The organism is Streptomyces sp. NBC_00466, from assembly GCF_041433995.1.
Lineage (GTDB): Bacteria > Actinomycetota > Actinomycetes > Streptomycetales > Streptomycetaceae > Streptomyces.
This window is the reverse complement of record NZ_CP107896.1, coordinates 2,218,122-2,231,846: the sequence shown is the minus strand read 5'-3', so window position 1 is coordinate 2,231,846 and position 13,725 is coordinate 2,218,122. Positions and strand designations below refer to the sequence as shown.

At 66.4% G+C, this 13,725-nt stretch carries 5 protein-coding genes; all 5 read left to right on the top strand.

Annotated features, from left to right (window positions below; genetic code table 11):
* Positions 1–8: 8 nt before the first annotated feature.
* The 5 genes from OG210_RS09725 (at position 9) to OG210_RS09705 (ending at position 13,390) form a co-directional block, all read left to right on the top strand.
* Positions 9–932: an N-acetylneuraminate synthase family protein gene (locus OG210_RS09725; protein WP_371535817.1), complete on the top strand. Its 924-nt coding sequence runs from the start codon at positions 9–11 to the stop codon at positions 930–932.
* Positions 933–976: 44 nt separating this feature from the next.
* Entirely contained in the window at positions 977–2,011 is a 1,035-nt protein-coding gene (locus tag OG210_RS09720; protein WP_371535815.1) for a hypothetical protein, read from the top strand.
* Positions 2,012–2,218: 207 nt separating this feature from the next.
* A complete protein-coding gene (locus OG210_RS09715) occupies positions 2,219–5,800 on the top strand; it encodes a LamG-like jellyroll fold domain-containing protein (RefSeq protein ID WP_371535812.1) in 3,582 nt (1,193 codons plus the stop codon).
* 177 nt (positions 5,801–5,977) lie between these two features.
* A complete protein-coding gene (locus OG210_RS09710; RefSeq protein ID WP_371535810.1) occupies positions 5,978–12,877 on the top strand; it encodes a polymorphic toxin-type HINT domain-containing protein in 6,900 nt (2,299 codons plus the stop codon).
* Between the two features lie 27 nt (positions 12,878–12,904).
* A complete protein-coding gene (locus tag OG210_RS09705; RefSeq protein WP_328330471.1) occupies positions 12,905–13,390 on the top strand; it encodes a hypothetical protein in 486 nt (161 codons plus the stop codon).
* Positions 13,391–13,725: the final 335 nt, after the last annotated feature.

Genomic DNA, 13,725 nt, shown 5'->3' with positions numbered 1-13,725 from the left:
TCCCCCTCATGAGCACCACCCGCCTCCGTACCCTCGGCGCCAAGACCGCGGGCCCCGGCCACCCCGTCTACATCACCGGCGAGATCGGCATCAACCACAACGGTGAGCTGGACAACGCCCTCGCCCTGATCGACATCGCCGCCGAAGCCGGCTGCGACGCGGTCAAGTTCCAGAAGCGCACGCCGGAGATCTGCACCCCGCGCGACCAGTGGGACATCGAGCGCGACACCCCCTGGGGCCGGATGACGTACATCGACTACCGCCACCGCGTCGAGTTCGGCGAGACCGAGTACCGGGCCATCTCCGACCACTGCGCCAAGCGCGGCATCGACTGGTTCGCCTCCCCGTGGGACACCGAGGCCGTCGCGTTCCTGGAGAAGTTCGACGTACCGGCGCACAAGGTCGCGTCCGCCTCGCTCACCGACGACGAGCTGCTGCGCGCGCTGCGTGCCACCGGCCGTACGGTGATCCTCTCCACCGGCATGTCGACGCCGAAGCAGATCCGGCACGCGGTCGAGGTGCTCGGCAGCGACAACATCCTGCTCTGCCACGCCACTTCGACGTACCCGGCGAAGGCCGAGGAGCTGAACCTCCGCGTCATCAACACCCTCCAGGGCGAGTACCCCAACGTCCCGATCGGCTACAGCGGCCACGAGACCGGCCTCCAGACCACCCTGGCCGCGGTCGCGCTCGGCGCGGCGTTCGTCGAGCGCCACATCACCCTGGACCGCGCCATGTGGGGCTCCGACCAGGCAGCGTCCGTCGAGCCGCAGGGCCTCACGCGCCTCGTCCGCGACATCCGCACCATCGAGGCGTCGCTCGGTGACGGCGTCAAGAAGGTCTACGACTCGGAGCTGGCCCCGATGAAGAAGCTGCGCCGCGTCACGGGCGTCGTGGCCGAGGGCGCGGACCGCGAGCCCGCGTCGGTCTGAGACCGGAGCCCGAGACCGGAGCCCGAGACCGGAGAACCGCCACTGTGAAGAGCGCCCCCACCACGCTTGCCTTCGTGGAGAGCCCCGTCCAGCTGCTCAACCTGCTGGAGTGGGCCCACACGACGACCATGGACCTGACCGTGGTCGTCCTCTCACCGCTCGACCCCATGTCCCGCGGCCAGCTGCGCCGGATGGCCGAACTGGCCCGGGGCGAGGGGATCACGGTGCGCTGGGAGGAGGCGCGTGGCGGAGTGGCGGCGCCGTTCCAGACGATCGGCGGGCTGACACCGCTGCTGCGCGGGGCCGACCGGATCGTCATCGGGGACCCGTTCTCGCGGTACGTGCAACTCCTCCTCGCCCTGTCCGGCGCCCGGGACCTGACGGTGGTGGACGACGGCACGGCCACCATGGAGTTCATCGCCCAACTCGCCGCGAAGGAGCCCCTGGTCCGCTGGCACAGACGCGGCCGGCGCGGCCCCCGTGACCTGCTCTTCGCCCCCATGGCGTCGGCGGCCCGCCGCCGCCTCACCCCGTCGGGCCGGCGCGCGGTGGAGGTCTTCAGCTCGATGCCGGTGTCGGATCCGCCCCCCGGACTGACGGTCACCACCAATGACTTCGCCTGGACCCGCTCCCGCTTCGGCCCGCCGAGGATCACCCGCACATCCGACTTGGTGGGCACCTCGCTCGTGGAGACGGGAGTGGTGGACCAGGACCGCTACATCGCGGCGGTGACCGGCCTCGCCCGCGCCCACCGGGTGACGCGGTACTTCGCCCACCGCCGCGAATCCACCGACAAACTGCACCGCCTGCACGCGGAGACGGGCCTGGAGATCGTCCGCCCCGACCTCCCCCTGGAACTGATCGCCCGCCGCGGCCCGATCGGCCGCACGATCGTGAGCTTCCCGTCCACGGTGGTCCACACCCTGCCGCTCGCCCTGGCGGGCACGGAGGTACGGGTGGCGGTCTGCGACATCGACCCCGCCTGGCTCACGGACACGGCGTCACCGCGGGCGCAGGGATTCCTGGCGGGAGTGACGGGAACGGCCCGAGACGTGCAGCGGCTGGCGCCGGGGGTGTGAGTTATCCGTGTACGTGCCGCAAGCTTGATGTGAATTTAACCACATGGTGACCACATAACCTTCACGTGGCTTCCTCTTGGTCATCCCCTTGCCCCGCCATTGGTCTCCCGCTGCCAAGATCCAGGAGCGATAGCTGCGGGGGCCAACTAGCTTGGCGTACAGGGGTGGAGCCGGGCTGTGAGGAAATCCAGGGGAAGTGGCAGACGCATGTCTGCCCGCGGTGTGTGGCTGGTCTGCGCGGCGCTGATCGTGCAGATAGCGGGCGGAGTGAGCGCTTCGCCGGCGGCTGCTGACACGCAGAGCAGCCCCGTCGGCGGGTCGGCGGCTCAGGACGCAGCGCTGTCCCCGGAGGCCAGGGCTTCGGGTCAGTCGGCGGCCTCCGGTCAGCCCGTGGGCGTCTCGGCAGAGACGACCCCGACACAGCTGGTCACCGCGAACCCCGACGGCACCTTCACAGCCGAGACCAGCCCGGAGCCGGTACGGGTGAAACAGGGCGCCGACTGGGTCCCGGTGGACACCGATCTCCGGACCGACCCGTCGGGCCTGGTCGTCCCCAAGGCGGCAGCGGCGAACATCGCATTCTCCGGTGGTGGCTCGTCGGATCCGCTGGCCAGGATCGAGAACGCCGGGCGTGACTACACCGTGCGGTCGCCCTGGAAGCTTCCCGCGCCGGTGCTCTCCGGGGCCACAGCTACCTACGCGGATGTGCTGGCCGGCGTTGATCTGGTCGTCGCGGCCACGCCTGACGGTTTCAGTGAGAACCTGGTTCTCAAGACCAGGGCCGCCGCGGACGACACGGGCCTTGCCACGGTCCGGTTCCCCGTCTCGCTCAACGGCATTGCCGTCCACGACACCGGCACAGGTGGCGCTGCACTGGTCGACAACCAGGGCCGCCCGGTGTTCACGACGGGTACAGCCTTGATGTACGACTCCTCGCCTGCTGTCCCGCAGCCTGCCACCGCGCGGGCCGCCCGTACTGCCGAGGTCGCGGGTGAGGACGAAGGCAGCGTCGTCGACGGCCCCGACCCGAGCTCAAAGACGTCCGTCATGGATGTGTCGGTCACCTCGGAAGCGCTGACCGTCACGCCCGACCAGCAGTTCCTCAAAGACCCCGAGACGACGTTTCCGGTCGTTCTGGATCCGCAGACGACCAGCTCCTCGCTGTCCGGCTGGACAACTGCCTGGTCGAACGTGAAGACCACGTCCTTCTGGAAGACGTCTCATGCGCTTGGCGTCGGATACGACGCCTATGTGGACAACAAGATCGCTTATTCCTTCTACCAGTTCGACACCCATGCGCTGGGCGGCAAGAAAGTGCTCTCCGCGACCTTCAACGCGCTGGAGGTCTGGTCGGCCAACTGCTCCAAGAAGGCGGTGGAGCTGTGGAGGACCGGGTCGATTTCCTCGTCCACCACCTATGCCCACCAGCCCGCGTGGTCGGAGAAGGTCGACTCGGTGGATGCGGCCAAGGGGTATTCGTCCTCGTGTCCCGGCGGGAACGTGTCGTTCGACGCCACGAAGGCGGTGAGTTACACGGCGGGCAAGTCGTCGGCGTCCACCACCCTGGGGCTGAGAGCCGCCAGCAACTCGGATGCCATCGCCTGGAAGCAGTTCGCCTCGCCTTCGGACCACAAGCCGACGCTGTCGGTCACGTTCGTGTCCAAGCCCAGCACGCCCACCAGCCTGAAGCTCTCCGACCCGCAGCTCGCGTGCGGTGCCAGCTCCAGCGTCGCCGTCAACATCCGGTCCCTGACCCCGTCGCTCTCGGCCACGGTGCAGTCGGCGGACGGATCACAGTCGACGCTCCGCCCCAACTTCGAGCTCTACCGGTACGACCCGGACGTTGCCGACCCCAAGGCTGCGTCGGGGAGCCCGTCCGCCTGGACCACGGACGGGAAAGCCGGCACGTGGAAGACCCCGGTGCTGAAGAACGGCGAGACGTACTGGATCAGGGCGCGCACGGAGTACCACTACTCGTTCAACGGCACGTCGGCGTCGATGTACTCGGGCTGGTCGAAGACCGGTGCGTGCGCTTTCCACATCGACACCAGCAAGCCCGATGCGCCGACGGTGTCGTCCACCGACTACCCCGGTTGTGCGACCAGCGACGATCCGGACCAGTGCACGGCGCACGGAGGTGTGGGCGCGCCCGGCACCTTCACGGTCAAGGCGGCGGACACCGACGTCGTCAAGTTCACGTACACGCTCAACGACGGCAAGCAGGTCACGAAAGCGGTCCCGTCCGGTACGACCAGCACTGCCCTGTCCCTCGCCCCGGACGCGCGTGATCTCAACCAGCTCACCGTGACTGCGTGGGACGCGGCGGGCAACTCGTCCGCCAGCCAGACCTATTACTTCGAGGTCGCCCCCGGCGCCCCGCCCACGGGTACCTGGTCCTTCGACGAAGGATCCGGTAGCGCGGCCGCCGATAGCGCCGGGGCGCACCCCGCGACGCTCGTCGGCGGCGCAGGGTGGTCGACCCGTGCTCGTCTCGGCACGGCGCTGGACACGGACGGGACCAGCGGTTACGCCGCAGCCACCGGGACCGGCCTGGACACGTCCAAGTCGTTCACGGTCTCCGGCTGGGCACGGCTGACCGACGCCTCCCACAACGCCGTGGTCGCCGCGCAGGCCGGCACCAAGGGCTCGTCCTTCGCCCTCTACTACTCGACGTCGTACAAGGCGTGGATCTTCAACCGGTACACCGCGGACTCGGCCACGCCCACCATCGTGCGATCCGTGTCCACCACGGTGCCCGCCGTCAACGTCTGGACCCACCTGACGGGTGTATACGACGCCCAGGCCCAGACGATCCAGCTCTACGTCAACGGTGTGCCCCAGGGTGACGCGGTTGCCTTCACGACACCGTGGAAGGCGACCGGCAGCTTCGAGATCGCCCGTGGCCAGTACGGAGCTGCCTACTCCGACTACTTCCCGGGCCAGATCGACGAGATCCAGATGTGGAATCGCGTGCTGTCCACGGAGGAAGCCGCAGACCTCGAAGCCGAGACGGACCCCGGCTCAGGCGCCGCTCGCCCTTCCCTGGCGGCCGAGTGGAATCTGGACGAGAGCACCGGCTCCACGGCCGCGGACGCGTCCGGCTATGGGCATACGGCCACCGTGGACTCCGGAGGCGCCTGGAAGACGGATGACGAAGGCGGCAAGGGCAGCGTGCTGTCCGTCAACGGAAGTGCGACCGGCAACGCCTCGGCGTCCGGTCCGGTCATCGACTCCCAGGGTGACTTCACGATTTCGGCGTGGGCGCAGCTCGATCCGGCCTCGCTGTCGGACACGTCCGTTTCTCACACCATGGCCGTCGCCGGACAGTCGGGCAGCAAGCGTGACAGCTGGGGCCTCTGGTACCAGCAGCCTGCTGGTCTTTCCCAGGGCATGTGGGTATTCGGCCGGACCATGGCGGACTCGACGGGCGCTGACGTGGTGTCTGTACCGGCGAATGTGGCCTCGGCCCAATTGGTCGACCCTGGCGACTGGACGATGCTGACTGGTGTCTACGACGGTGCTCACCACCAGCTGTACCTCTACGTCAACGGTGTCCGTCAAGGCGCCCAAGGGGATACGGATACGGACGACGACACCGGGGACGGCATCGTGTTCGATGACCCCTGGCAGGCCACAGGGACTTTCTCGATCGGGCGTGGACGCACGGCCGGCGGGTCCTTCGGCAACTATCCCACTGGGCTCATCGACGAGGTGCGGATCTGGACCGGCGTGATGTCGGCCCCGGACATCGATCAGCTCTATCTCAACGAAGTCCCTGTGCCGCTGTAGACGGTGTCGCGCACCCATCGGTTCTTCATTCACTTTCCGTCACGTTCTCGCGCGGTGAGCCGCGACTCTATTTTCAGGATGCGGAGTTCAGCCATGGGCGGCACAGGGGTGGCCTCGACCGGTCGGGGCCGGTGGAGAGGGGCGCGGCGGTGGATCATCACAGGTACGTCGATCGCGGTGATCGCCACAGGACTCAGCACGGATCCCGCAGCCTGGGCCCAGGAGCGGCACGGGCATCACACCGTCAGTGTGCCGGCAGCCAAGAACGGCACAGCCGTGCCGTTCAAGAGCAAGGCCGCTGCCCGGAAGGACCCTGCCAAGCAGGCAGCCCAGCACACGGAATCCCAGGTCACGAAACCGGTTATCTGGCCGACGGCGGCCAAGGCCACGCTGGCCGGCGGTTCCGCCAAGACCACCGGTGTGGGCAGTCTGCCGATCAGGATCAGCGCACCCGCCGCGGCTAAGACCCGCTCCGCTCAGACAGCATCCGTGCCGACGTCCGTGGCAGTGCACGTCGCCGGTCACACGGCGACCCAGGCAGCAGGGGTGCGGGGTGCGCTGGTGTCGCTGGCACGGTCCGACGGGAAGAAGACGGCCGGACGGACCAGGCTGACACTCGATTACTCCGGATTCGCGCACGCCTACGGAGGCGATTACGCTTCCCGGCTCTCGCTGGTGAGCCTGCCTCCCTGCGCCCTGACCACGCCCGAGCTCGAGAAGTGCCGTGCGGAGAAGCCGGTCGAGACCGACAACAACGTCCGGGACCAGACGCTCACCGCCACCGTGCCGGTCACCGAAAAGGCCGATGCCAAGGGGAACTTCGCCGCCGTCTTCGCTGCCACTGCTGCCCCGTCATCGGGTGCGGGCTCCTACGCGGCGACATCGCTGAGCCCCTCGGCCTCCTGGAGCGCCGGCGGTTCCAGCGGTGACTTCACCTGGTCGTATCCGATCAGCGCGCCCCCTTCGTCGGGCGGCCCCCTTCCCAATCTCTCGATCAACTACTCGGCCCAGAGCGTGGACGGTCGTCTGCCCTCCACCAACAACCAGCCCTCCACGGTCGGTGAGGGATTCGACCTCACCTCTTCGTACATCGAGCGCTCCTACGGCTCATGTGACGACGACGGCCAGCCCGGCAAGCACGACGAGTGCTGGAGCGGGGACAACGCCGAGCTGATCCTGGGCGGCAAGGCCACTCCGCTCATCAAGGACAAGACCTCGGGTGAGTGGCACCCCAAGGACGACGACGGTGAGCGCGTAGTGCGTTCCACCGGCGCGAGCAACGGTGACGACGACGGCGAATACTGGACGGTCACCACTCAGGACGGCACCAGTTACGTCTTCGGCAAGAACCGTCTTCCCGGCTGGAGCACCGGCGCGGCAGAGACCAACTCCACGTGGACCGTTCCGGTTTACGGTGATGACTCCGGAGAGCCGTGCCATGCGAGTGACTTCGCCGGCAGTTCCTGTAACCAGGCATGGCGCTGGAATCTCGATTACGTGATCGACGCCCACGGCGGAGCCATGTCGTACTGGTATACGCCGGAGACCAACTACTACGCCAAGAACGGCGGCAGCAAGGCTGACACGGCGTACACCCGGGGTGGATACCTCAAGCGCATCGACTACGGGTTCTCCTCTGCCAGCGCGTATGGCAAGGCCCCCGACCAGGTGGTCTTCACCACGTCCGAGCGCTGTCTGACGACTGATTCGGAGAAGTGCTCGTCGCTGACGGCGACATCGGCCAAGGACTGGCCGGACGTGCCGTACGACCAGATCTGCGCGTCGGGCGCGACCTGCTCGGTGAACTCTCCGACCTTCTTCTCCCGCAAACGCCTCACCGGTATCTCCACACAGGTCTGGGACGCGAGCCTGGCGACCCCTGCCTACCGCCCCGCCGACTCCTGGGCGCTCGACCAGTCCTTCCCCGACCCCGGCGACGGCACGTCGGCCGGACTGTGGCTGAAGTCCATCACCCGTACGGGCAAGGACGGCGCCGACGTCGTGATGCCGCCGGTCACCTTTGCCGGGGTTCAGCTCTACAACCGGGTGGACACGAGCCACGATGACATCGCTGCGCTGGTCAAGTGGCGTGTACGCACGGTGACATCGGAGACCGGATCGGTCCTGACCGTCAATTACTCGGACACCCAGTGCGTGGCTGACAAGACCATGCCGACTACACCGGACGCGGACACGATGCGGTGCTTCCCCAGTTACTGGCAGCCGCCGTACACGAACGATCCACAACTCGACTGGTTCCACAAATACGTCGTCACCCAGGTGAATGAGTCCGATCCGACAGGCGGCGCACCGCTGAAGGAGACCGACTACACCTACAACGGTTCCCCGGCGTGGCACTACGACAGTGACAACACCACGAGTCCGGCGAAGCGCAAGACGTGGTCCCAGTGGCGGGGCTACGGGAGCGTCACCACGACGACCGGCAACGCGCAGTCCACCCGAACGAAGGAGACAGCGACCTACTTCCGCGGTATGGACGGTGACAACCAGGCGGACGGTACGAAGCGCAGCGTCAAGATCAAGGATTCCACCGGTACATCGGTCACCGACTCCGAGCCGCTTGCCGGGCAGGCCCGGGAATCGATCACGTACAACGGGTCTGCCGAGGTGGGCGGCACGATCACGGATCAGTGGATCCACCCCACCAGCGACGACGGCACCCGTCAGGCCACCTACACCCGCCCCTCCGCGGTGCACACCCGCACCGACCTGGCAGCGGGCGGCACTCGCACCAGCACGGTCAGAACAACCTACGACGACAGTACGGGCGCGGTCGTCGCGGTCGACGACGCCGGTGATGACGCGGCGTCCGGCGATGAGCAGTGCACCCGCACCACGTACGCCGACAACAAGACCGACTGGCTGATGAGCGCCCCGATCCGGGTCGAGACCGTTGATGTCGCCTGCGGTGCCACACCCTCCCGCCCGGACGACATCATCTCGGACGTCCGGTCGCTGTACGACAACCAGGCCTACGGGACGGCCCCCACTCAGGGGGACGAAACCTCCACGCAGCGGCTCAGCTCGTACAGCGGAACCACACCTCAGTACCAGACCGTCTCCACCAGCGCGTATGACGCGCAGGGTCGCATCCTGTCGGTGAAGGACGCCGGTGGACACACGACGTCCACTGCCTACACACCGGCCACCGGCGGGCCGCTCACCAAGACGGTGACGACCGATGCCAAGGGATTCGCAACCACCACGGAGTACGACCCGGCTCGCGGTCTTGCGATGAACGCAGTCGATCCCAACGGTAAGCGGACCGACTACGCCTACGACGGTCTCGGCCGCCTGACGGGGCTCTGGCTGCCTAACCGCAGCCAGGCCGGCAAGCAGTCGGCGAGCATGGTGTACACCTACACGATCTCGAACAAGGCCGCCTCGTCGGTCTCCACCGGCACACTCAAGAACGACGGGTCGACGTACAACTACACCTACGCCGACTACGACGCGATGCTGCGCCCCCGTCAGACCCAGACGCCCGCACCGGGGGGCGGGAGGGTGATTGCCGAGACGAAGTACGACAGCCGGGGCCTGGCCGTCGAGAGCGACGCGGACTACTCCGACGCCACGGATGCCTCGGGCACACTGGCGAACATCACGTCGGCTGTTCCCTCCCAGACGCTGACGGCGTTCGACGGCGCGGGACGATCCACGGACGCGACCTTCTACGCCAACGGAACCAAGAAGTGGACCACGTCGACGGCCTATGGCGGCGACCGCACCACAGTCACTCCGCCCAAGGGCGGTATCGCGACCACCACTCTGACCGACACGGACGGCAGGACGACCGAGACCCGCCAGTACGACAACGGGGCCCCGTCCGGCACCTACAGCTCCATCAAGTACACGTACGACGCCAAGAGCCGGCTGTCCGAAGTACATGACACCGACGGCAACACCTGGTCCTACACGTACGACCTGATGGGCCGGAAAGCCACGTCCACCGACCCTGACGCGGGCAAGATCCGCACGGAGTACGACGACCTGGACCAGGTGACCTCGACCACGGACTCGCGATCCAAGACGCTGAGCTACACGTACGACGAACTGGGCCGCAAAACCGGCATGTACGACGGGACCACCCAGGATGCAGCCCACCAGCTGACCAAGTGGACCTTCGACTCCATCGCCAAGGGCATGCCGAGCGCATCGGTCCGTTACGTGGGCGGTTCGGGGAGCGGCGGCAAGGCCTACATCAGTCAGGTCGTGACGTACGACCAGCTCTCCCGGCCGACAGCGACGCGTACGGTCGTTCCGTCCGTGGCGGGCGAGGAGTCGCTGGCGGGGACCTACACGTCGAGCACCGGGTACAACCTGGACGGCACGGTCCAGACCACATCGGATCCGGCGGCAGGCGATCTGCCCAGTGAGTCGATGACGTACCGCTACAACGAGCTCGGTATGCCGACCACGCTTTCCGGTAAAACCGGGTACGTCCAGAACACGTCGTACAACAAGCAGGGCGACGTCACCCAGCTCACCCTCGGTGTCTCTGCCTCGGACAGTGCCAAATGGCTCCAGGTGACCAACAAGTACGAGGACGGCACCCGGCGTCTGAGCGATCAGATGGTCACGGACGACAATGCGACCGCGCCGGTGCAGGACACCTCGTACACCTACGACGACGCGGGCAACCCCACCAAGATCGCCACACATTCCACGGCCGGCGACGACGTCCAGTGCTTCCGCTACGACGGCCACGCCCGGCTCGCTCAGGCATGGACCGCGACGGACGCCTGTGCGTCCGACCCGTCCACGGCAGTCCTGGGTGGTCCGGCGGCGTACTGGCAGTCGTACACGTACGACGACCTGGGTAACCGAACCAAGCAGGTTGATCACGCGACCACCGGGACGGTCTCGGGACCCGGTGGTCCGGGGGATACGACCACCGACTACACCTACCCGGCCGCCAAGGCGGAGCAGCCCCACACGCTGACCTCGGCGACGACCACCCACGCGGACGGTGCCACCACTGACGACTCGTACATCTACGACTCGTCGGGCAACACCACCGCCCGCACCCTGGACGGAAAGAAGCAGAGTCTCGACTGGGACGACGAGGGGCACCTGGCAAAGGTCACCAATGCCGACGGCACCTCTGTCTCCTATCTGTACGACGCCGATGGAAGCCGTCTGCTATCCCAGGACAGCACCGGAACCACCCTCTTCCTGGGCGACACCGAGGTCCGTTTCGCCAAGTCGGGCGGCACGAAGGCCACGCGTTACTACTCCTGGGCGGGGCAGACCATCGCCGCGCGTACCAGCGATGGACTGCAGTGGCAGCTTTCGGACCGGCACGGCACGGCCGAGACGCAGGTGGACTCCACCACGCAGGCTGCCACCTTCCGCCGGATGGACCCCTTCGGTAATCCCCGAGGCCAACAACCCTCAACGGGAACATGGTTCGGCGATAAGGGGTTTGTCGGCGGGGTACAGGACACCACCAGTGACCTGACTCATCTGGGTGCTCGCGAGTACGACCCCTCCATCGGCCGGTTCGTCTCGCTCGACCCGATCTTGGAGCTCACCGACCCGCAGCAGATCAACGGGTACAGCTACGCGGCCGACAACCCCGTCTCGGGATCGGACCCCACAGGTCTGCTGCAGATGTACACGGGCGCCGGCAACGGGAACGATCCGTCCACTTCCCGGGCCTGCGCCGGGTCCAGCCACTCGGCGAGCTGCACGAGCAACAACTGGTCCAACAACTCCGGTGGTGGTGCGTACACGAGTGGCGGGGGCGGGATGGCCGGTGGCGACACCGGCGGGGGAGGCGGCACCACCCATCATGGATGCGGGTGGTCTCTCAGGTGCCACGTGAGTCATGTAGTCCATAAGACGTACCACTACGTGCAGCAGCATCCGGTGATGGCTGCGGCGATAGGAACCGTCGTTGTGGTGGCCGCAGTGGCCGGCTGCGTGGCTGCTGCCGTGGTCTGCGCTGCCGTGCTTACCGGTGTGGCCGAGGGGGTCACCGCAGGTGCGGAGGTGGGTGCGCCCATCATGGGCGGTGTCTTCGGCGCGGTCGGTACCGTGGGAAGTCTCGGGGTGACGGCTGCCGTAGCGGCCAGAGACATCGATGGACTCGCGGCGGCATCCTCGAAGACGGCGGCCAAGGAAGAGGCAGCCACATCGGCCGGTGCACCGGCAGCGTCGTCCGCAGCGGAGGACACGGCGACGGCAGGGCCGGCGAAGGGCGGCGAGCGGGCATCCAAGGCGGCGCCCAAGAGCGGTTCCTCATCGGGCACCACATGCAGCTTCACCCCGTCCACACGGGTGCTGATGAAGGACGGCAAGACCAAGCCGATCGGGAAGATCAAGTCCGGCGACAAGGTCGAAGCGGCCGATCCGAACACCGGAAAGCACCAGGGCCCTCGTGAGGTTATAGCCCGATGGGTCAACCACGACGATGACCTGGTCGATCTGACGATCCGCAGGGCGGACGGCAGTACCGCTGTTCTCCACACGACGTCCAAGCACCCCTACTGGGACGACACCACACACGGCTGGGTGCCTGCGGGCCACTTGGTGGCAGGGCACGCGCTGAACACAGTTACGGGCAGCCATGTGTTCGTCGCGACGGTTGCTGTACGCGTCGGTGCGGCAGACATGTACAACCTCACGGTCCGGCAGCTGCATACGTACTATGTGCTGGCTGGGGCCACGCCGGTACTGGTTCACAATTGCAATAGTGGAGCGAACGGTGGGAAATACGGAGATCTGCAGCCTGCAGGGGCTGGGAATGAGATTAACCACATCCCTGCAAATTCATCCAGCCCTCTCAGCAAGTACAGCGGGCCGTCGATTCGGATGGACTACGCCGACCATCGCGCCGTTTACAGCACCGGATCCTCCCTTGAGTCGCAGGCATGGCGCATGAGGCAGAAGGAGCTGATGGGCTCTGGAGATTTCCGTGGGGCCATGCAGATGGACGTGAATGACATTCGCTCCCGGTTTGGCAGTAAGTATGACGAGGCGATCACGGAGATGTGGATGGGCCTCAGTTCGAATAAAGCCCTTCAAAAATGGACTGCGGGGCGAAATCCGTAAGTTCGCACGAAATGAAATGAGACTCGTGTGTCGTCAGACTGGAAACTAGAGATCATGGAATGTGGTGACCTCGTGCAAGATGACGATGAGGTCGCTCCCGAGGGTGAAGCTGAGCGCCGCTGGAACCGATACGTCGAGCTTGCTGACTCGGTGACGGGAAAAGAAGGGCCAGAAGGTGTTGCTGCGATCGTGGCTTCTTTGAAGGCTGACGAGGATTACGGGGCCTACCAAGCTGCGCACGCAGCTCTGGGGAGATTCCCGCATGCGGATCTCGGCACAGGAGTGGCTCTGGCAAGCAGGGAACTCCTCTCCATCCCGAAGGATGCAAGTGGGAATATTCTGCTAATCCTGACGCGCGCTAGCCCTATGGCGGTGAATAGCTTCACCGAGGCTATTCGGGCCGCCGAGCCGGGCGTTCAGAGTGCCATTCGTGATCTCGTGGAATTTCATGAAAACGAGGAATGGCTCACTGCCGAGGGTGCCCAAGGGGTTCTCCTGATGCCGCGCGAATAGTCTGATTGCGAGATCCGGAAAGCCCTATCGGGCTGCGTCCCGATGGCGCTTTTCCGGTGCAGAGGACCCGCCGGAATTGTGCTCCGGTGGGTCCTCTCAGGTGTCTGACGGAAGTAGTTGACGGCAACGTCAGCGGACGGGTGTTGCAAAAGCGGGTGGTTTGTCGCCGCCGCCGGGCCGGGCGGCAGGTTCGGCGGGGTTGCGGAGGGCGTGTCCGAGGAGGTCGATTGCGTCGCGCAGGAGGCTGAGCCAGACGTGGGCGTACACCGTCGCATCACACCGATGTGGGTGTGGCCCAACAGTTCCTTGATGGCGACGAGTTCCACGCCGTTTAT